The organism is Methylocaldum szegediense (assembly GCF_949769195.1).
Lineage (GTDB): Bacteria > Pseudomonadota > Gammaproteobacteria > Methylococcales > Methylococcaceae > Methylocaldum > Methylocaldum szegediense.
The window spans coordinates 325876-347153 of record NZ_OX458333.1 but is presented as its reverse complement, the minus strand read 5'-3'; the positions used below and the strand labels follow the sequence as shown (position 1 = coordinate 347153).

Below are 21278 nucleotides of genomic sequence, written 5' to 3'. Positions count from 1 at the left end.
CTCGCATAAACACTCCTTTATCACCTGACGATACACCTTGTCAAGGGGCTGATTTGGCATGACGGCCTTCCAACAACAGGTAAAGCAATTCGATCCAGTGATGCACGGGTACCGTGGCACTGGAGCGCAGATGGGCCCAACAACCGATATTCGCGGTCGCAATGCATTCCGGACGGCCTTGTTCGAGAGCCCGGATTTTGTCAGCCAGAAGCTTTTGGGAAAGCTCGGGCTGCAGCAACGAGTAGGTTCCGGCCGAACCACAGCAGAGATGCGGCTGATCGACGGGTGTCAGTTCGAATCCCAAGTCCGACAGCAGGCGTTCGACCAGTCCGTTCAGTTTCTGGCCGTGCTGAAGGGTACAGGGCGAATGGAACGCGATTCTTCCGACAGGTGAACTCCGAAGCGACGACAAGTCCTCCCCAGCCAGAATCTCGCCGATGTCTCTCGTCAGCGCGGAGACGCGCTCGGCCTTCTCAGCGTAAACGGAATCGTACTTGAGCACATCGGCGTACTCCTTAAGCATCAGCCCGCAGCCGCTAGCGGTACTGACGATCGCTTCCGCCCCTTGTTCGATGTGCGGCCATAAGGCGTCAATGTTCCGGCGCATGAACGCCTTGCCTTCCTCGTGCGCCGCAAGGTGGTAACTCAGCGCGCCGCAGCAACCGCTGCCGTCGACGCGAACCGCGCTGATACCGAGGCGATCCAGAACGTTCGCGGCAGCAGCGTCGATGGCCGGTGCCATGGCAGGCTGTACGCACCCTTTCAGCATCAAAACCCGACGAGTGTGTCTCGCGGCTGGCCATTGCGGGGCTGAGACCTTGGGCGGTATCTTGGCGCGTAAGGCCGCGGGAAGCATGGGCCGGATCAATCGAGCCAACGTCAAAATTGTTGCGAAGCGCCTGGGGTAAGGCAGCAGCTTGCGCAGAGCTAGCCGCTGCAAGCGCTGCAGCCAGGGACGCTGGACCTTTCTTTCCAACAGGTCACGGCCGATATCGGCCAGCCTGCCGTAGCGGACACCCGACGGACAGGTCGTTTCGCAGGCTCGGCAGCTTAGGCAACGGTCCAGGTGTAACTGCGTCCGCGTCGTGACCTTCTGCCCTTCCAGCATCTGTTTCAACAGATAGATCCGCCCGCGTGGGCCGTCTAATTCGTCCCCCAAGAGCCGATATGTCGGACAAGTGGCGGTACAGAAGCCGCAATGCACGCATTTTCTAAGGATCGCATCGGCCTCTCGACCTTCGGGCGTATCTTTGACGAAATCGGCAAGCTGGGTCTGCATTAGAAATTCTCGTAAAACCGCCCCGGGTTGAACAAACCATTAGGATCGAATGCCTTCTTCAGATTCGCGTGCAAGCATTTCAATCCTTCGCTCAAAGGCTGAAATACCCGTCCATCGCCGGAATCACCTCGAAATAACGTGGCATGCCCGCCGGCCGCTTCGGCCGCCCGGAAAACAGCCTCGGCGGGCGCATCGGTTTTCAGCCAGCGCAACGCTCCGCCCCAGTCGTAGAACCAGTCTCCGGGCACATCCAAGACAGGAGTGGCCGGTGCCAAGGATATCCGCCAGAGATTGCCATCCGCACGGAAGAACTCATGGCGTTGCTCGCGCAAGTCCTCCCAGAATGCATTGCCGTCCTCGAGAATCTCTCCTCCGAATTTTCGGTATACGGCATCGACGGCTCGCTCCGAGCCCGACAGACGGATGTAGATTCGGTTGCCATCATAGGCGAGCCCGGACAAAGGCCACGGCTCCGAGCACCATCGGTTCATTGCGCTCAGAGCGTGTTCGACACTGCTTTCGAAACAAACGGTTAACTCATGCTCGGGCTTGGGGCACACTTTGAGCGATGCTTCCAGAATTACGCCCAACGTGCCCATGGCGCCGACCATCAGTCTGGATACGTCGAAGCCGGCGACGTTCTTCATCACTTCTCCGCCGAACGACAACACCTCGCCTTTGCCGTTCAGAATCCTGCAACCCAGCATGCAATCGCGAGCCGAACCCGCGAATGGCCGACGCGGCCCGGAAAATCCGCAGGCCAGCGTACCTCCGAGCGTGGCGTCCTGGCCAAAGTAAGGTGGTTCGAACGGTAGCATCTGGCCGCACTCGGCCAAAGCGGATTCGATATCGGACAACCGCGTCCCGCAGCGTGCTGTGATCACCAATTCGGTCGGCTCGTAGCGCAGGATACCGGCATGGCCAGCGACTTCCAGAAAGTTTCCTGCGGCTTTCCTGCCATAAAACGCTTTGCTTCCGCTGCCGACGATCATGAGCGGTGTTCCTAAGTTTCCCGCATCCGATACGGCTTGACGGAGACTCTCGCTGAGATCGGCGTTCATTCAGAAGCGTTCCAGTTCAGGGTGAGCCACCCGTCCTCGGTGGACGTGTATCGCGCCGAATTCGGCGCATCGATGCAGTGTCGGAACGGCTTTTCCCGGATTGAGCAAGCCGTAGGGGTCGAAAGACCGTTTGACTGCATGGAACTGTGCCAGTTCGGAGGTCCCGAACTGAAGGCACATCTGGTTGATCTTTTCCACACCGACGCCGTGCTCGCCGGTAATGGTTCCGCCGACTTCGACGCAAACCTCCAGGATTTTCCCGCCTAGCTCCTCCACCCTCTCCAGTTCGCCTGGATTGTTGGCATCGTACAAAATAAGCGGATGGAGATTGCCGTCCCCGGCATGGAACACGTTTCCGACCATTAGCCCATACTGGGCCGAAAGCTCCGCAATTCGGTGCAATACCTCCGGCAAGCGTTTGCGCGGTATCGTGCCGTCCATGCAGTAATAATCGGGCGAAATCCGCCCTGCCGCCGGAAATGCCGCCTTGCGGCCCGCCCAGAATCGCTTGCGCTCGGCTTCGCCGGTCGATTGACGGACATCGGTCGCGCCTCGGGTCCTGAAGATATCCCGGGCTTTGAGGAGATCGCTTTCGACCTGCTCGGCGATGCCGTCGAATTCACAGAGCACGATCGCCGCAGCATCGATCGGATATCCCGCATGCACGAAATCTTCCACCGCCCGAATGGTCATGTTGTCCATCATTTCAAGGCCGGCCGGAACAAGACCGGCACCGATGATGGCGGCCACCGCCTCGCCCGCCGCCTCGACGCTGTCGAACGAGGCCAGGAGCACCTGTGCGCACGGTGGGATAGGCAACAGTTTCACGGTGATTTCGACAATCACGCCCAACAAACCCTCGGACCCCGTGATCAACGCCAACAGGTCGTAACCGGGGCCATCGTATCCCGATCCGCCCAGTGTCAGGAGTTCGCCGTCCATGGTGACTATCCGCACCTGAAGGACGTTGTGTACGGTCAGCCCGTATTTGAGGCAGTGAACGCCGCCAGAATTTTCTGCGACATTGCCGCCGATGGTGCATGCAATCTGCGAGGACGGGTCGGGTGCGTAATAAAGTCCATAAGGCGCCGCGGCCTCGGAGATGGCGAGATTGCGCACCCCCGGCTGAACCCGCGCGGTCCGGTTTACAGGATCGATTTCGAGGATCCGGTTGAATTTGGCGAGACTCAACAGTACACCGTTGGCGACCGGCAAAGCTCCACCGGAAAGACCGGTACCCGCACCTCGCGCCACGACCGGCACGCCGTGCTCCCGGCACAAACGGAGCACGGCCTGAACCTGCTCTATCGTTTCCGGCAGAGCGACGATCCAGGGTAGTTCGCGGTATGCGGAAAGCCCGTCGCACTCATAGGGACGAAGATCTTCCGCATCGAACAGCAGTCCGTTGTTCCCGATGTGTTCGCTGAGGAGGCGGAGAAAGTAGTCACGGTCGACGTGATGAGGGACTCGTTCGGAGGGATGGACGCGATAAACCATGTTTTAACCCGTGCCCCGGCTCAATTCACAGAGCGAGGTCCTCATGCATCAAACCGAATGCCGCCCAAAATATCGATCGTCCTTGCGTCCTTCGAGCAGAAAGAAGCGGTACAGCAGCATGCCGGCGATGAAGCCGCCGAGATGTCCGAACCAGGCGACATCGGCGAAAGGCTCGTCAGAGGGCGCGCCAACAGTCACCTTGTAAAGCTGTATGATCACCCAAACCCCTAGAAAGGCGATGGCCGGCACCTCGATGAACCAAGGCAGAAAAAACATCCAGATCACCACGCGAGCGTAAGGAAACAGGAAATAATAGGCGCCCATGACGCCCGCAATGGCGCCGGATGCACCGATCGTCGGGATGTTGGACCGGGGATTGGTGTAAATATGCACGATTCCGGCGATCAAACCGCAGATCAGATAGAAGGCCAGAAACCTCACGCTGCCCATCCGATCCTCGACGTTGTCTCCAAATATCCAGAGCAACCACATGTTGAGAACCAGATGCAGCGCTCCGCCGTGCAGGAACATGCTGCTCACAAACGGGGTGTAATCGCCGGGCGGATATCCGACCCGAACCGCCCATTCCGGATTCGTGTACCGCGCCGGTACCAAGCCGTGAAGATTCAGAAAGTAATACAAGTCCTGAGGAGTCAACCACTGGGTGTAGGCAAAGGCCGCCAGATTCAGCGCGATGATCGCCCAGGTCATCCATGGCGTATATTTGGCGGGAATCGTGTCACGATAAGGAATCATCGCTCGACCCTGAGCCGTAATCCAAAGACCACCCCCGTCCCCACTCGCCGGATCATCCTTTTCTCGCCCGCGCCCGAAAATCGATCAGGGCATCGGCGGCACCAACCAGAGCCAACCCTACGAGCGCGTATTGCGGAGCGAACGCTAGAGCCACATATGGCGGCGCCGACCAACCCCAATGCAAGCGTCTGATGGTGACCAGCCCATGCACCACCGCCAATCCCACGAAGAAGTACATCATTATCGCTACCATCAGAAGGTCGGCAACCAAGGTCTGGCTTACCGAGCCTGATGCCCAAATCGCGCCCACAATCACCGGCAAAGCCAACCGCGGCAGTCGAAGACGCTGAAACTCGCGACCGAAACCGCCAGGGTTGTAGACCAAGGATTGCAGCCAGCGCGCACACAACAGACTGAACATCATGGCAAAACCGTAGAGCACCGCCACCAGTCCGTTCATGAGGCGCAGTGTTCCGTCTCGCTCGAACCCTTGAACGGTCGCCCCCGGTACCGCGGCGACGGCCCGCTTCAGCCAGGACTGCCAGAACGCGACCACGTCGCCGGTGACCCAGTGCATGCCCAGGACGAACCCGCTAACGATCACGCCCGTCACGATCAGCGCCAATCCTTGGGACTCCGTACGCCGTAAACTCTCCGCACAAACCAACAAAGGCAGCCAAACTGCAAAAACAACCGGGAAATCGAGACCCGGCCGATGCTCCATCATGGACCAACCGACCCAGACCACGGCCGCAGCGCCGGCCGCTATCACCACACCCTCCAGCCAGCCTTTGCGCAAGGCCACCAAACCGAGCGCCGCGGCGCTGAGCAAGCCGAGAGGAAGCACTTTCAACGAAAAAACCCCGAACAAACCGACTATCGCGATCGCATGCAGCCGGCTTCGCATAATGAAAGCCGCAAACTCACGCATGGTCGAACGCCCGCCTCACTGTAACCACCGGATCACAGCCGATCCGACCCGAGTTTTCATTTTGTAATGCTTCAGCCATCACCTTGACTTTTTATCGAAATTTTCTCCATGCCCGAACGCGGTGCTTGTCACCCCGCATCCGAACCCCTCTTCACTTAGCCCCAAACGAATCTTACCGATTCTCGCCTGAAACGCGAAAACCTTTTCTCCCTGTCTTCGCGCCGGCCTTTCGCATTCGAAGATCGATGGTCTGAACGAGCAATGTCCTGCGTCCTCTGATCGGAGTAAGATCGACAGCTGTTTCTCTTTCGAAAAGGAGGCGCGATGAGCGACAAAGAGGCAAACGAAACGGGAAGCCTGCCGCCAGCAGCCAGCGGCGGTCTCCTGGACCGCCGGCTGTTTCTCAAGAAAAGCCTCGCATTCGGCGCCGGGACAGCACTTGCTGGGCACGCCGTCCAAGGACTGGCCGAAGAGCCGCCACCCTGGATGAAAACCCCGGGCGAACCGTTCACTAATTACGGCCGCCCCTCGCCTCACGAAAAAGATGTTATACGTTGGATTTCGGCCAATGCGGGTGCCCCGGGCAACGGCATATCCTGGACCCCATTACATAAGCTGGAAGGCATCGTCACGCCTAATGGCCTCCATTTCGAACGGCACCATAACGGCGTGCCGCAGATCGACCCGCACCGACATCGCCTATTGATTCACGGACTCGTCGAAAACCCGCTGTCCTTCAGTATCGACGATCTGTTGCGCTATCCCATGGTTTCCCGTCTCTGCTTCGTCGAGTGCGGCGGCAACAGCAATGCCGGCTGGCACGAGGAGCCGATACAGACGCCCGTCGGCTATTTCCACGGCTTGGCCTCGTGCAGCGAATGGACCGGTGTTCCGCTCGCTGTGATTCTGGACGAAGCCGGATTGCGTCCTGAGGCCCGCTGGCTCATCGCCGAAGGTGCGGATGCCGCCGCCATGAACATCAGTATTCCGGTAGAAAAAGCCCTGGACGACGCCATGCTCGCGCTTTATCAAAATGGCGAGCGCTTGCGACCTGAAAACGGATACCCCTTGCGGCTGATTCTGCCGGGCTGGGAGGCGGTGCTCAGCGTCAAGTGGCTGCGCCGCTTGCAAGCGGCGAACCGACCGGTCATGGCCCGCAATGAAACCGCCAAATACACCGAACTGCTACCCTCCGGCAAGGCGCGCCAATTCACTTTCGTCATGGACGCGAAGTCGATCATCACCTTTCCATCGCCCGGAAGGAACTTATCAGGTCCCGGTCTTTACCAGATCAGCGGCCTCGCCTGGAGCGGTCGGGGGCGGATCAGGCGGGTCGAAATCTCCGCCGATGGTGGACGCAGTTGGGCGGAATCCGCTCTGCAGGAACCGGTTTTGCCGCAGTGTTTTACCCGTTTCCGTCTCCCATGGCGCTGGGACGGCTCTCCCTTGGTGCTCAAGAGCCGCGCCACCGACGAAACCGGCTATGTTCAGCCGGAACGCGAGGTACTGATCGCCGAGCGCGGACGGCATGGTTATTTTCACTACAACGCCGTCGTCGCCTGGGCTGTGGCCGAGGATGGGACCGTGAGTCATGTCTATGCGTAAGCAACATCATCAAGACGGGCGACAGCTGCGACGACTGGCGATCGTCTTGTTTGCCGTATCCGCAGCGTGTTCCGCCGCACCGGAAGGTCCGAAGCTTGGGCGCCCAGCTTCTCCCGAAGAGATCGCCGCGCAGGACATCAATGTCTTCCCGGACGGTACCGGACTCCCGCCGGGCAAAGGCACGGCCCACGAAGGCAAAGCTCTTTACGACGCCAAGTGCGCTTCGTGCCACGGCCCCAAAGGCATCGGCGGAAGCGCCGAGGAATTGGCCGGGGGTGGCTCTCTGACCGGCCCCCATCCGGACAAAAACATCGGGACCTACTGGCCTTATGCCACCACCCTATTCGACTTCGTCCGACGCTCCATGCCGCTGGATGCACCCCGCAGCCTGACCGACGATCAGGTTTATGCCGTGACGGCTTATCTCTTGTACATCAACGGTATTATCGACGAGCGCACCGAAATGAACGCAGCGAGCTTACCTCGGGTCGAGATGCCAAACCGGCGCGGCTTTATTCCAATCTGGCCGGGAGAAAAAGCGAGATAAAATGAACTCATTCTCTTACCGATCCTCGAAGCCAAATCCAAGGATTTCTTAGCCTACCGGAAGGTGGCCATGCCTTCGGGAAAAAGGTGATGGCACCGTATTTGCTTGATATCTTTGATCTCGTCACAAGAGGAATGGATGCAATGTATACCCATAGGCCATTGTGTTGGGTCGACGAACAATGTCGCAAACCGGCCGTTTACGATCTAAGAAAGCCCATGAGCTTGCCCGGATTAGCCGGGGCACACCGGTTTTTGTGCGAAGAGCATGGAAAGCTGCTCTCCAAGCGATATCGGCAGAAATACCGCATGGACAAGGCTTGGCGGTAACACTGCGCGCGCCGGAAACGCTCGAGGAACGGGCGGAATGATCTCAGACCGGATGAAAGAATGCGCACCATGTTGGATATGATGAACCAAACCGGCTCGACTGCGCCCGCCTTCGCATCCCGCGGGTCCCTGCCCGATAGGACTTTCGGAACCGACGCAATCTGACGCCTGGTCCCGACACGCGCCCTGCGTTTTAGGGACCCCCTACCCTTTGGGACGGCGTTCGGACATGCCTGCCACCTGCTCCCCTTCTCAACCAGGACCACCGGCCCATTCAACCGCCCCGCTTACCGTGGCGACGTTCGTTGCTGCTGTTCCGCCGCACAATAAACGGTCTTGCACAACCCAAAGTCTTCCGCACCGGCGCAAGAACAAGCTACGGCTTCGCCTTGTCGGGCAGGCCGAAAAATAGAGCAGTAAGTTCCCGTTTTCCGACCGCTCGAACCAGCTCTCTAAGCGTGCAGTACACAAACAACAATACTAGCAGCCACATTTGGACCAACCAGAAATGCGGCCACACAATGCTTTCCATGACCTGCCGGTGGGCTTCCGCGATATTTCCGAATTTCGACAGAAAACGCACCAGATGTTCCAGGTAGCGAAACAGCAGCGTGGCGCCAAAATAGATGCCGGTTGTCCACACCACGTTGTAGATCAATGGTTTACGGGGAAAACGGTTGATGACCCGGAACCGGTCCATAATCAGGACGGCTTTGCCGACGATCAGCGCTCCAATCGCCGCATTGGCAAAACCGACGGCCGGAATATGGTACTCCCGCGAAATCAATTGGTTGGTCATGATGAGCAGACAAAAGCTCACGAAAAAGAACAGCGTGGGTGGAAGAATCGTGAGCAATTCGTGTTTGATCGTCGTCAGGATTTTCATGGGCAGTCTCCTTTGCGGGTAGGATCGCATCATGCTGACATTGTCACGGGTCACCAAACAGTACGGAAACGTCACAGTGCTGCGCGAAATTGATCTGGCGGTTCCCAAAGGTCGCGTGACCGTGGTCATCGGCGCCAGCGGCTGCGGCAAATCCACCTTGATCCGGTTGGCGAACGGGCTCATCCTGCCGGACCGCGGCACCGTCGAATTCATGGGCGCACAGATCACCGCCGCTACCGCTTTGGCGCTTCGCCGCCATATGGGGTATGTCATCCAGGAGGGAGGATTGTTTCCCCACCTAACGGGCCGTGGCAATGTGGCCCTTATGCCGCGGCGGCTCGGCTGGTCCTCCACCCGGATCGATGCCCGCATTCTCGAGCTGGCGGATCTGGTTCGCCTTTCGAAGAAAACATTGGACCGTTATCCGTCCCAACTTTCGGGAGGCGAGCGTCAGCGGGTGGCCCTGATGCGCGCACTCATGCTGGATCCCGAGATCCTATTGTTGGACGAACCGCTCGGCGCCCTGGACCCGCTGATCCGCTACGATCTCCAGACCGATCTCAAGACGCTGTTCACCTCGCTTCGCAAAACCGTGCTGATGGTGACGCACGATCTAGGCGAGGCCGGCTATTTTGGAGATGAGATTGTCCTGCTCAGGGAAGGCGCCATCGAACAACGGGGCCCCATGGCAGCGCTGATCGGAACTCCTGCCACAGACTACGTTGCGCGTTTCGTTCAGGCGCAGCGCGGCCTGGTCGACTCGCTCTCCTAACAGCACATGATCCGCACAACGGTCTTACTGCTCGGTTTATGGCTCGGCTGCGGCCCGACGCCCGCAGCGGAGAAAACTGCAGGGCTTATCGTAGGTTCAAAGCCGTTCACGGAGTCGGTCATCCTCGGCGAAATTGCGACCCAGATTCTCCGAAGCCAGGGTATCGAAGTGCAGCACAGGGATCAGTTGGGCGGAACACGGCTCATCTGGCAGGCGCTTCGGAACGGCGAGATCGATCTCTACCCGGAATACACCGGAACCCTGATGGAGGAGATTCTCGCAGACCGGCTGCGGGACCGGCGAGACCTCGCCGCGCTGCGCCAGGCGCTGGCCGAACAGGGCATTCGGATGAGCGAACCGCTCGGGTTCAATAACACTTATGCCCTAGGCATGACCGCCGGTCACGCCGGCCGTCTTGGAATCGCCACCATCTCGGGATTGCGCCGACATCCGGAGCTCAAATTCGGTTTCAGCAACGAATTCATGGGTAGGGCGGACGGGTGGCCCGGTTTACGCCAAGCCTACGGCCTGCCTCAGCACGCGGTCGTCGGAATGGATCACGACCTGGCTTACCGCGGACTGGTCAGCGGCAGCCTGGACGTGACGGATCTCTACACCACTGACCCGGAGATACGGTATTACTCGCTGCGGGTACTCGAAGACGATCGGGGCTATTTCCCCGATTATCACGCCGTCTACCTTTACCGGGCTGATCTCGCGGCACGACAGCCCGATCTTCCGCCGGCACTGCGACAGCTCGAAGGGCAAATTTCCGAAGCGACGATGGTCGCCATGAACGCCGAGGCTAAGCTCGATAAGGTACCGGAAAGCCGGGTTGCGGCCGGCTTCCTGGAAAAACGGTTCGGGATCAAGGCGGCCCCCAGACAAACGAGCCTGGGCACTAGTCTCTGGCGCCACACGGTCGAGCATCTCACCCTGGTCGCAATTTCGCTGACCGCGGCCATTCTCACCGCCGTTCCCTTGGGGATTCTTTGCGTGCGTAGACCTCGTCTCGGGCGATTGGTCATCGGCGCAACCGGCATTCTGCAGACCATCCCTTCGCTGGCACTCCTCGTATTCATGATCCCTTTGCTCGGGATCGGCACTCGGCCGGCCATTGCCGCTCTGTTTCTGTACAGCCTGCTGCCTATCGTACGCAACACGTGCACCGGCCTAGCAGACATACCCCCTTCCCTGCTCGAATCGGCCGATGCCCTCGGACTCAGTCGCTCAGCCCGGCTACGCTTGGTGGAATTACCCCTTGCCTCGCGCACGATACTCGCAGGCATTAAGACAGCAGCCGTCATCAACGTCGGCATGGCTACCCTGGGCGCGTTGATCGGCGCGGGCGGTTACGACCAGCTAATACTCACCGGTATCCGCCTGGACGACACTGGTCTGATCCTCCAGGGCGCCATACCGGCCGCCTTGCTCGCACTAGCTATAGAGAGCGCTTTCGGCTTCGCCGAACGGTGGCTAGTGCCCAAGGGCCTGCGGCTCTGAATCAGCCACGCATGTAGGATGCCATTTTCTTTGTGTCGTGTATTCGGAGACACGCCCTTGTCCGTCTGGGATAGCCTCGGAGGCCGCGATGAGTCGAGAATCGCTGTCCTTCGGGACGCCTTTCAAACTGAACCGCTCTACCGCCGAAAACGCATCGCCGACGCCATCCGCAGCCGTAACGGCTATCAATTGTCAACGTAGCAGGACTTCCAAGCCAATTCGCTGCAGCAATACCTTGCGATACATTTCCGCTTTACTGACTTGCAGGCTTTCGAGCGGATTGAAATCGTCGGTCACGATGGTTTCGCCTTCGGTCATTCCAAAAAATTCACGCTCGGCCAACAAGTCCAGCGTTTTCGCGCTAGCGGCTTCCGGATGGACGGCAATCGGCGCGTCCGATGCAAAGAAAATGAAATCGTTGAATTCCGAATTCGGCTCCGATACGTAAACCCGCCGATGTCCGAATACTTCGCCCAAAGTCCGGTAAACCAGCTGAGCGGGCCTCCGGCGCTCACCCTCGGTGAAGCCAACAAAGTTGATGGCCAGTATGCCGCCCGAATTGAGATGCGCCTTCAGCGCTCTCAAGGTCTCAACACTCATCAAATGGGCTGGCTCCGAGCCGCCCGTGAAACAATCGTGAATGATGAAATCGTAAGTCTTGTTCAAGCGCCTGATCTGGTAACGGGCATCGCCAATGATCAAATCACCGGATGGCCGATAGTGGAAATAACGCGAAGCCGCGTAGGCTACCGAGGGATCGATCTCGATCGCATCGGTCTTCACGCCCTGGCTCTCCAGGCCAGCCGCGATATGACCGCCGCCCAGACCGATCAATAGTGCGGAGCGGGCACCCGGTCTGAAGACCGGTAAGCGCTGCGTCACCCATTGATACGACAGCAAGCCTAAACGGACATTGTCCAAATCCGCGGCACTGATCGTCGAGGCGTCGGACATCATGAACCGTACCTTCTGCGCATGATCATCGATCACTCGAACCCAGCCATATACGCTCTCGGATTCGTAGAGCAAAGACAAATTCTTGCCCCAGGGTTGCGAGCGGTGATGCTCGTATGCCAAAGCGACACTGCCGAAACACGCGAAAACGATCACCGCGACACACAGCGTCGCAATGTTGCCCCCTGAACCGCGGCGTTCGTACAACGCCAGGATCGACGCCAGCAAGCCGAGTAATGCGCTGAGACCGTAAAGCACCGCGCGCGCTCCGGTTATCGGTAGCAGATAGAACCCGAGTGCGATGGTTCCGATCACGCTGCCGAGCGTGCTAACCGCGTAGACCGAACCCGACAGCGCCCCCACGTTCGCGAGCTGCCGTGCGGCCAGTTTGATGACATAAGGTCCGGTCATCGCCAAAAGAGTCAGCGGCACCGTGAACAGCAGCAACGCGCTAAGAAACGCTCCCGCGCGTAATCCCATCGGATCGGTCAACAACAGTACTGGGCGGATGGATATAGGAATCAGCAGCGTGGATACAGCGGCCGAGGCAATTAAATACGACAGGCGCAGTCTCGGAACCCGATCGGCAATCATGCCGCCGAGCCAATAACCCAAAGCCAAAGCGATCATCGTCACCGAAATCAACGATGACCAGACATATAGGCTAACGCCGTAAAAAGGCCCGATCAGCCGCGTTCCGAGCAGTTCCAGAACCATCACGGATGCGCCGGTCAGGGAAACGGTAAGGTAAAGAATGGTGCGGTCGAGCGCCGAGACGGAGTCGGTCTTGGCGTAAGTGGACGCATTCGAAAGCGACTTGGCCATAAGGTACATGCGAAGCCCAAATACCGGGCAAGTTTGTCGGATCAATAGCCGTAAAACCGCGCTCGATTTCAATCGTCCCTACCAATAAGGAATGGCCGAAAAATCAAAACGGGCGAAACAAGCGCATTCCGACGAAGAACCGAAACCACGAAAAAACGACATCCCTGTCCAAAGGAAGCCGCATCCATGCGGCCTTGACAACCGAGACTATTCCCACTCTCGGTGGCTTCCAATTAAGACGGATGTCTGAAACTCAATCAGACAGCCGCTTCCCGTCTTCTCATGCCGATCAATCCGACCAGCGCGGACCCCATTAACCAAACCGCCGCCGGGACCGGAACCGGAGCCGGAGTGATCGTCAGATCGACGTGAAAACCTCTCACACCGTCAACATCATCGATCCCCGAACCCGTGAAATCGTTACCGAAAAGGGGAATACCGATATGTGAATTGCCGCCGATGACCAATGAATACCAACCCGGTTCGAGGAACAGGCCGGCCAAAGAGACGCTGTTGCTCGGATCGTTGATTTCGCCAGCATGCGCAACATATGCCTGCGTACCGCATTGTCCGGACGTGTTACACATCGTTACATCGTGCAGCGCTCTGAACAAACCTTCCTTACCTAGTTCGTCCGCGTTGAGGAATTCCGTGGTATCAAAAGAACTGGCGGGCACGAGATTATGGGCACCCGTGGTGCCGCCATAATCCACCACCGGACCGACACCTTTGTATAAGGTGAAAGCGGGGTTCAAATCGCCCAGCGCCGTTGTGACTTCTCCCGTGGCAGGATTGGTAAGCTCGGTAGCCGCTCGAACGCTAATGTCCACCACAGCGCCCCCGGGGTTTGTGATCTCGAACTTGGTAAACCTCACGATGTGGCTGTCACCCCAGTCATAATCCAGACCGTCGGCCCAGCCGTAGTTGCCGGTGACGCTACCGAACCGGTATTCATATGTGATCGAGCCGTCGCCGTTGTCGACCACGTTTTGCGCATTCAAAATCAAATCGCGGTTTCCCCAGCCGACATGCGCCGACGCTTCCTGAATCGAAGCGAGTGCGGTCATGCCCATCGCGACCATAGCAAACAATACTTTGTTCATTGTTATCTCCTTATGCCTTAACGGTTTTTGTGAGAAACGCGCAATGGCGATGCACGCCGGAGCCCGCCAACCGATTCAACCGGCTCGCTCATCGCCTTGCGCCCTATTCTTCAATCAAATCTCGTACCACGGCGTGATAGCTAAGGCGAACTTTGTGGGGAAAAAACCGAGAGTGCCGGTAAACAAAGGAAAAAGTGCGATAGGCCAAATGAGCGAGAAATCGACTGAGACCCGCAAGGTACTTTACGGTCCGACGCGATTATTCAAACAGTACGGGATATAACACAAAGCACAAGGCAAATGTCCCATTTTAGTTAACCCATCGATACAAAACTGAGACGGTTATTCCAAATCTCAACATTCGAATCTCAAACCCGATGTCGATTCGCGACTGCATTGAGATCGCGATGGGATAATCTCAGACGCTTTCTGAGTGCAACGCCTGGACGTGGCGACTTTTCACGGGTGTGTATCAGCGGCCGATACGGCGATCATGACCGACTCGAGCGTTTTCATCTTTGATGCACGCTCGAAAAGGAAGCTGCCTTAGGTGTCAAGTCCCGCAAGATCGTAAACCTTCTTTCGAAAAAGATGAGGATGGGACAGTTGCCAGTTTTTGAGAGCCTGGATCGGGGTGAGATGGCGTAAGGCCTTTTGGGGAATGTGATGATTGTACAGCTCGACATAGCGGTGCAGGGTGGTGTCCAGATCGGCGGTTGAATCGAAGTGATGGGTTTGCAACACCTCCTCGATGCGGCCATTGAAGCGTTCCACCAGGCCATTCGTTTGGGGCCGGCCCGGCGGAATCAGGCGATGTTCGATGCCTTGTTCAGTACAGAGGCGGTCAAACTCATGCGTCCCCGAGGGCTGCCGAGTTCGGGTCAGGAAACGGTCGGTAAACTCCGAGCCGTTGTCGGTCAGGCATTTCTGGATGCGGAAAGGCGCGGCCTGAATCACCGCTTTGAGGAAGTCCTTTGCGCTTAAGGCGGTGCGGTTGGGCTTGAGGGCGACATAGACCCAGCGGGTGGCGCGGTCGATGGCGACGAACAGGTATCGGCGGGGTTCGCCGTCGATGGCGGGCAAGTACTTAACATCCAGGTGAAGGAAGCCGGGCTCATAGGCCTTGAAGGGTTTGACCTTCGCCTTCTCTGTAGGCGGAAGCAGGGTCTTGAGGGACGCCACCCCGTGGCGGCGCAGGCAGCGGTCTAGCCCGGAACGGGACACGGCGGGATTGAGAAATTCCCGGGTCACGGCCAGGAGATCATCCAAGGGGAGGAGCAGAGCTTGGCGGAGGTAGACCACGATGGCTTCCTGGGCGGGCGTGAGCGTGGTTCTGAGGGTGTGGGGCCGGTGTGAGGCATCTTCGACCGAGGAGCGGTGTTTCCACTTGCGGACGGTCGTTCGGCTAATGCCATGCTTTTGGGCCAAGGCGCGCTCGCTCAACGTGGACGCTTGAATGGCCTGCCGAACGGCCGGGGTGGTACGGGCGTTCTTATGAAGACGAATCTGCATGGAGAGAAACCTCACTTGGACGAACCGAATATCTCCTGGAGAAGGCTCCGGGCTTCGAACAGAGCATAACTCCTTCTCGGTAAATAATCACACGAGACGCGACACTTAGGCAGGCCAGTGAGTTTGAAGCGAGTCTCGCCCCTAACCGTACTTTGTGATTAGAAAATGCTCTAAAGGATACGGCGATGTTGGTCGATCAATGCAAAAAGGTCGTGGCTAACGTCGGACGAGCGGTTCAAGCAGCCGACATCTAAGAATGCCCTGATTAAGTGCTTTTCCAGTGGGCCATCTAGCCAGAGCCTTCCAAGAGGTTTCTCGAGCGCCCTAAGGTAAACCCTTACCTCGACGGCGAGGGAAAGCCGCCTGTGTGAATCCCGCCCAGGAATCGCTGTGCTCCTCCCGTTTTAACGGAACGCGGCCTTCAGTCCTTCTACATTCCGCTTCATCACGCTCAGAAAATTGCCCGATTCGGGCCGGTTGGCGCATGGATCGAACACCACGCTTTCGATGCCCATGGCCCTCAATCTTGCGGCGATCTCCGGCGCGGGCTCCGCTTCCCAGATCATCCAGCGGGCAGGGTGATTCTTCAGAATACCCTGCAACGCTATCCATTCCGCGTCCGGCGGCATTTCATCGGGCTCCCAATGCACGCTCTGCAGATTCAGGCCATAGCGCCTGGCGAGGTATTGATAGACGGGATGGGACGCGAGCAGCGGTCGGTGGGGACCGGCGGCGACAGTGCGTTTCAGTTCGTTATCCAGGCCGGCAAGGTCATCTAGCAGCGGCTCGAGGTTTTCCTGTATCACGTTCTTCCATTCCGGCCGCTTTCGGATGATGGCATCGGCCACGGCCTGTGCCTGCTTGCCGGCCTGTTCGAAATCCAGCCAGGTGGTGAACGCAAGTCCTTCATGGGCATGCTGGCCGCCGGGTCCATGGCTGTGAACCACGGCGTTCTCGATGCGGAGATAGGCATCCCGAAACCCCAAGGAGGTGTTCGCCAGCTTGAGGCGCGGCAGGCTGACCTGGGTCAGCCATTTTTCGTAACCGGCGCCGTTGAGGAGGATCAAGTCGGATTTCTGCATCTGGCCCACCGCATCAGCGCTGGGTTGCCAGAACGCCGGGTCGACATCGGCCGGAACGGGAAAGACGACGCGCGCCCTGGCGCCTGCCAGCCGTTCCGCGAAATAGGCCAGCGGATAGTTGGCAGCGACGATCTTGAGTCCGGACGAGCCGGCGGCGCTCGCCTGAGCGATGGTCGCCGCAAAAACGAAAAACAAGCAGTAAAGCGCGAACCGGCACCATGAGGCGTGGATCGACATGGGTTACTCCTTCAAGCGATGACAAAATAGCGAACGAACTCGGCGGCGGCGCCAGTGACCGCGAACACCAGGATGGAGCCCAATGCTCCGGCGGCGAGTACGATGAGCGTGATTTCCGCGGCCATCAGCCGGACCACGGTCAGGGGCGAACAGCCGATCAGATGGATGGTTTCGATCTCGCGCCGTCGCAACCGGAAGGAAAGCGCGAGAATTAGGACAAGCATGAGCAGTGCAGCTCCGATCAAGGGTAACAGTACGGCGTCGAACAGCTCTCCCACGCGGAAAATGTTTCGCAGCAAACGGCGTGTCACATCTACCGGGCGGACGATCTGAGTCTTGCCCGCGTCGTCCAGATAGCGCCCGCGCAGCAGAGCGGCCGCACGTGCATCGCGAGGCACAGCGATCACCGCGCTGATGGGAAAATCGGCGGGGTCGCCGTGAAAATGGAAGGACGCCAGATTATCCGGGGTGATTTCCGTGTAGGCCACGGCCTCGCCTGAAACCGGCACGAACGGCGCATACGCCCTGCCCGCCGTTTGCTCGGTCTCGTGTCCGTGTCCCAATCCCTCGATGACCCAGGCCGTTTGAAGGTCCACAAACACCGCCCGGTCATCGGGTGTATGCGATTTCGCCAGGATACCGACCACTTTCAGCTTGAGCGGATGAGCGCCAGCCAGGTCGAAGGCGTTTTCCGGCGTCGTCGAAAAACGATCCCCCGGTACGAGTTTCAGCCGCTCGGCGGCCTCAGCACCCAGTACGCAGTCCCCCAGCAGGGCCGGCAAAACGCCCTGCGCCGGCGTCAACCCACGAAATTCGAAGTAGTCCGTCGTGACCCCCACCAGCGGCAAACCGCGGACCCGGAATCGGGCGTAAAGCGGTATCGGGTCGGCCCAACCGGTTGCGGCGATACGGTCGGCTTCGCCCATGCTTATGAATGCCGGCGCTTCGGTGAAATAAAGCGTGCTCAGAACCAGATCGACCGCGCTGCCCTTGGCGCCGACCAGCAGCGGCGTCGCCTCGGCACGCGCCGACATCCAACGCTCGGCTTCGTCCCAAAGGCGGTGCAAGGCCGGAGGCAGCGCCATGATGACAGCCAAACAGGCCACCAAAATCAGGCTGCGGATCTTGTTGTGATACAGATAGCGCAACGCGAGGTAAAAATCGTGCTGCATCCCGTTTGAGCGTTTTTTGTTATCGCATGGACGATGGGAAGTTTGGAAACGCCGCCGAATCCGGTGTCTATGTCTCGATCGGAACGAAAACCCGCGGTGCCCGCCTGCCGTGGACGCTACACCGAATTAGCCATGAAGAGCGCTCAGATCGATCACCCGATCGAAACGCGGCAGCGTTTGATGATCGTGGGTGACGGCTGCAAGGGTAGCACCGCGCCGCTCCGCCATACGGAACAAGAGATCCAGAACCCGGCTTTTGTTGGCGGGATCGAGATTACCGGTCGCCTCGTCCGCGAGAATGAGCGCCGGCTCCGGTAACAGCGCCCGACACACCGCGACCCGCTGCCGCTCCCCCTGGGACAGCTCGCGCGGCATCCGCCTCAATTTCTCCGTCAGACCTGCCTGCTCCGCCAGTTCCATAGCTCTTGCCCACACCCGACTGTCGAGTTTGAGAGCCCGGTTGATCCGGTAGGTGTGAACGATGTTGTCGAGCACATTCAGATAGTCGAAAAGCTCCAGTTCCTGGAACACGAACCCGATGCACGACAGCCGGAAGTTGCGGCGCTGACGGTCGTTCAGAGCCTGCACCTCGACGCCGCCGACCCGGACACACCCGGATTGTGGCACCGCGATGCCGGCCATCAGCTTGAGCAAGGTGGTCTTCCCGGCCCCGCTGGCACCGATGATGGCGACTCTTTCGCCGCGAGCAATCCGAAGTTCCGGAACCGCAAGGCGGAATTCGGCACCGGGATAGCAAAATTCAAGGTCTTCAATCTCAATCATCACATCCCAGGGTCCGTCCCGCGCTCCTCGGTGAATTCGAGATCCGTGATCTTCAAGCGCCCGTCTTCCGCCCGACTCAGGGCTAGTCGTGCCGCATAGAGCGTGTCGCGTGGGTGTGAATGGCCCCAATGCGACACCGAGCCATGTGCGATCCAACGAGCGGCGACCGAAACGCGGCCGGATTCCGGATCCACCGACTCGATATCGCTGGATAGAACCTCGACCCGCTGAACCCGGCCGTCCCCGCCGAGTCCTTTTCCACGCTGCAGCAGGGTCCGGCGTTGGTGCAGATAAACGTCCTCCAGAACGTCCCCGGATAGGCTCATGGCCAAACGATCATACGCAGCTTCCTCCTCCGGCAGTTCGAAAGCCCGATAGACATTGTGGAGCAGCGCCTGCAACTCGGCTTTCATCACCTCCTCACCATGGCCGACCAGGACTGCACTGCCCGCATGAGCAGAGAAGCGAGCTATTTCCGGATAAAAGACGACACAACCGGCAACGGCGAGGGTCAAGCTCAGCTGAGCACCGGCGCCAGGCGGCAAAAGGCGGCTGCGGCGCCAGCGCCACGCGACTGCGGCCGCCAGCACAATACCAGAGACGCGGAGCAGGAGGCTCTCAGGAGCGGATGTGGCCTCCGTGGACCCAATTGTCGTTGGCAATGCATCCTGCGTCGGAGATATTCCCAACGCCTCTTCCCGCGACCAGCGGAACACCGGGTCCCGGCGCGTCACGTCGGCATCGAAAATTTCGTCGTCCAGTTGCAGGCTGACCGATCGCGACGACTCGCCGGCGGCGAACAGCTCCCAGCTTAGTTCGACTTCGGCAGCAGGGCGCTTGGTCAGATAGACCAGAATCGCGCCCACTACCGCGGTAGCGCTGTCGAGGGGCTCGCCGCCGGGAACGATTTCCACGCCCTCGCGCCGGTAGCGGACGAACTCGACCCGATCCAGCCGCGGTATCGCCGCCAAACCATCCAGGCGCAACGGATTTCGGTGCAGCAGCAAATCGCCGATCGCCTGTTTCAGTCTCTCCCGCTCCTCGCCTTGGATGCGGTGCGGATTCACCGGCACAAAATCGAGCTCTGGCAGTAGGTCCTTTAGCTTCAAGAGCAGTTCATGCCTCACTTCGTAAGGCTCGACATAAACGAAGGAGCGTGGCTCGGTGTGGCGTCGCACGTGTTCGGCATCGTCGAACCGCGAGCGCCAGGGATCGCTCCAGTCCAGTTGCAGGCGCGCCGGTTTCGACAAAGGCGCCGGATCGGCCACGGGCACGCCCCGATGCAGCACGACCAGCCCCAATTCTTTGTCGGCTCGATCCGGCGGGATCAGATTCAAAACCCGAGGACGAGACCTGAGAGGAACAGTCATCTCGGCCTGATAGTACGGTTCGGCCCCACGTCCGCCGTTATTCGACGAGTCTACCCTCCACACGGCGATGGGCCTGACTTCGGGAATCGCGCTCCGGTCCGCGACCATGCGCAGGATCTGTCCGGCAATCTCGGAAACAGGAGCCTCAGCCGCCAGACCGAGCAAAGCGCGTAGCCGGGGGAGACCGTTTTCCCGAAGCCGGATCTCGACTCTAATGGATTCTTCCTCGACTCGGACTTCGGCTATTGCCACATAGTCGCGGAACCCGGCCCAATCGGCCAGAGCCGGCCATGTCGAACCGAACAGCACGAGCCCAGCCAAGGCGAGAACGGATCGGCGAACGGCACCCCTCATGGCATCTGTCGTGCCGATACGGGCTGTTCTCCGTCGTTGCTGGCAGCGCGGGCTGGAACCCTGGACCGTAGGCCGTGATAGCCGCGCCAAGCCATGACCGAGAGCAGGATAGCGATAACCAGGGCGAATATGGCACCCGGCCAGCGGTTCGGCTGGTTCGGACTGGCAATGCCGACGCTGAAGGGTATCCGCAACCTGTCGTCCTCGCTGATGAAGCCGTCGTTTTCGCCGAATACCGCAATCACGGCGTAATGTCCGGGCTCCGTAATGTTCGCCTGGATTTCGGCGGTTCCGCTCTTGTACACCGTAGGCAGCGTTTCCACGAGAGTGCGTTTCTCTTTCGCAAGCCGACCGTCCTCGCCGAGGTCCTCCTCGACGACCCGCAGGCTTACCGGCATGCGACGCGCGTCGCGGTCGAGCAAATCGAGGGTCAGATAGGTCTTTCCAGGCTTCGGGATTTCACGGCAATACTTTATGAAATCGGTTTGCTCCCCTTCGTGTCTGCCCTCCTGCAACGCAGTGAAATGGACGGCGTAGAAGTCGTTGGCGGCCAAGCAGGTCATGGATGCCCCCTGATACATCTGGCGTCCGTTGGAAGTGTCCCTGGGTAAAACTGCAGCCGATACGGCGCCTGCTGCGAGAGTGAGAGTGGCAACCACCGCGCATTTCGAGAGGCGGTGCAAGAAACGTAGCTCGTGGGAAATCATCATCAGAAAGCCC

General features: G+C 59.1%; 19 protein-coding genes. 5 read left to right on the top strand and 14 right to left on the bottom strand.

Features of this window, described 5'->3' with window-relative positions; genetic code table 11:
* Positions 1-40: 40 nt before the first annotated feature.
* From glcF to QEN43_RS01490, 5 genes are read right to left on the bottom strand one after another with little or no spacing between them, the layout of a single operon-like run.
* A complete protein-coding gene (glcF, locus tag QEN43_RS01510; protein ID WP_026610519.1) occupies positions 41-1279 on the bottom strand; it encodes a glycolate oxidase subunit GlcF in 1239 nt (412 codons plus the stop codon).
* Positions 1279-2340: a glycolate oxidase subunit GlcE gene (gene glcE / locus QEN43_RS01505; RefSeq protein ID WP_026610518.1), complete on the bottom strand. Its 1062-nt coding sequence runs from the start codon at positions 2338-2340 to the stop codon at positions 1279-1281. Before glcE ends, glcF begins: the two co-directional genes overlap by 1 nt.
* Positions 2341-3837, bottom strand: coding sequence for an FAD-linked oxidase C-terminal domain-containing protein (locus QEN43_RS01500; RefSeq protein ID WP_026610517.1), 1497 nt, complete (start codon positions 3835-3837; stop codon positions 2341-2343). It lies immediately after the preceding gene.
* A gap of 48 nt (positions 3838-3885) precedes the next feature.
* Entirely contained in the window at positions 3886-4593 is a 708-nt protein-coding gene (locus tag QEN43_RS01495; RefSeq protein ID WP_026610516.1) for a rhomboid family intramembrane serine protease, read from the bottom strand.
* Between the two features lie 52 nt (positions 4594-4645).
* Positions 4646-5524, bottom strand: coding sequence for a hypothetical protein (locus QEN43_RS01490; RefSeq protein WP_026610515.1), 879 nt, complete (start codon positions 5522-5524; stop codon positions 4646-4648).
* Positions 5525-5848: 324 nt separating this feature from the next.
* Between QEN43_RS01490 and soxC the strand changes: the two genes are divergently transcribed.
* From soxC to QEN43_RS01475, 3 genes are all read left to right on the top strand, one after another.
* Complete coding sequence (gene soxC / locus QEN43_RS01485; RefSeq protein ID WP_084162099.1) at positions 5849-7129, top strand: sulfite dehydrogenase; 1281 nt, start codon at positions 5849-5851, stop codon at positions 7127-7129.
* Positions 7122-7676, top strand: coding sequence for a c-type cytochrome (locus QEN43_RS01480; RefSeq protein ID WP_051331740.1), 555 nt, complete (start codon positions 7122-7124; stop codon positions 7674-7676). Before soxC ends, QEN43_RS01480 begins: the two co-directional genes overlap by 8 nt.
* A gap of 89 nt (positions 7677-7765) precedes the next feature.
* Complete coding sequence (locus tag QEN43_RS01475) at positions 7766-8005, top strand: hypothetical protein (RefSeq protein WP_026610512.1); 240 nt, start codon at positions 7766-7768, stop codon at positions 8003-8005.
* Positions 8006-8381: 376 nt separating this feature from the next.
* Here QEN43_RS01475 and QEN43_RS01470 read toward each other — a convergent pair whose 3' ends face one another.
* Complete coding sequence (locus QEN43_RS01470) at positions 8382-8891, bottom strand: hypothetical protein (protein WP_026610511.1); 510 nt, start codon at positions 8889-8891, stop codon at positions 8382-8384.
* A 31-nt stretch (positions 8892-8922) separates the two neighbouring features.
* On the opposite strand from QEN43_RS01470, the gene QEN43_RS01465 reads away from it, so the two are divergent.
* Together QEN43_RS01465 and QEN43_RS01460 are read left to right on the top strand one after the other, a co-directional pair.
* Entirely contained in the window at positions 8923-9663 is a 741-nt protein-coding gene (locus QEN43_RS01465) for an ATP-binding cassette domain-containing protein (RefSeq protein WP_026610510.1), read from the top strand.
* 6 nt (positions 9664-9669) lie between these two features.
* Positions 9670-11166 carry an ABC transporter permease/substrate-binding protein gene (locus QEN43_RS01460; RefSeq protein WP_084162095.1) on the top strand — a complete coding sequence of 499 codons (1497 nt, stop codon included), beginning with the start codon at positions 9670-9672 and terminating at the stop codon, positions 11164-11166.
* A 192-nt stretch (positions 11167-11358) separates the two neighbouring features.
* On the opposite strand, the gene QEN43_RS01455 is transcribed toward QEN43_RS01460, so the two are convergent.
* The 8 genes from QEN43_RS01455 to QEN43_RS01420 all read right to left on the bottom strand — a co-directional run bounded on the left by QEN43_RS01455 (position 11359) and on the right by QEN43_RS01420 (position 21268).
* The gene (locus QEN43_RS01455; RefSeq protein WP_026610508.1) at positions 11359-12945 is read right to left on the bottom strand and encodes a fused MFS/spermidine synthase; all 1587 of its coding nucleotides are present in this window, start codon (positions 12943-12945) and stop codon (positions 11359-11361) included.
* A 257-nt stretch (positions 12946-13202) separates the two neighbouring features.
* Complete coding sequence (locus QEN43_RS01450; RefSeq protein WP_036268908.1) at positions 13203-14027, bottom strand: hypothetical protein; 825 nt, start codon at positions 14025-14027, stop codon at positions 13203-13205.
* 567 nt (positions 14028-14594) lie between these two features.
* Positions 14595-15560, bottom strand: a complete 966-nt coding sequence (locus tag QEN43_RS01445; RefSeq protein WP_317963379.1) for an IS481 family transposase — start codon at positions 15558-15560, stop codon at positions 14595-14597.
* Between the two features lie 404 nt (positions 15561-15964).
* On the bottom strand, positions 15965-16879 hold the full coding sequence (locus QEN43_RS01440; RefSeq protein WP_051331739.1) for a metal ABC transporter substrate-binding protein: 915 nt from the start codon (positions 16877-16879) through the stop codon (positions 15965-15967).
* 11 nt (positions 16880-16890) lie between these two features.
* Positions 16891-18051, bottom strand: a complete 1161-nt coding sequence (locus QEN43_RS01435; protein ID WP_026610505.1) for an ABC transporter permease — start codon at positions 18049-18051, stop codon at positions 16891-16893.
* 126 nt (positions 18052-18177) lie between these two features.
* Entirely contained in the window at positions 18178-18834 is a 657-nt protein-coding gene (locus QEN43_RS01430; RefSeq protein WP_026610504.1) for an ABC transporter ATP-binding protein, read from the bottom strand.
* The gene (locus QEN43_RS01425; protein WP_051331738.1) at positions 18834-20558 is read right to left on the bottom strand and encodes a hypothetical protein; all 1725 of its coding nucleotides are present in this window, start codon (positions 20556-20558) and stop codon (positions 18834-18836) included. Before QEN43_RS01425 ends, QEN43_RS01430 begins: the two co-directional genes overlap by 1 nt.
* Positions 20555-21268, bottom strand: coding sequence for a hypothetical protein (locus QEN43_RS01420; protein ID WP_026610503.1), 714 nt, complete (start codon positions 21266-21268; stop codon positions 20555-20557). Before QEN43_RS01420 ends, QEN43_RS01425 begins: the two co-directional genes overlap by 4 nt.
* Between the last annotated feature and the right edge of the window lie 10 nt (positions 21269-21278).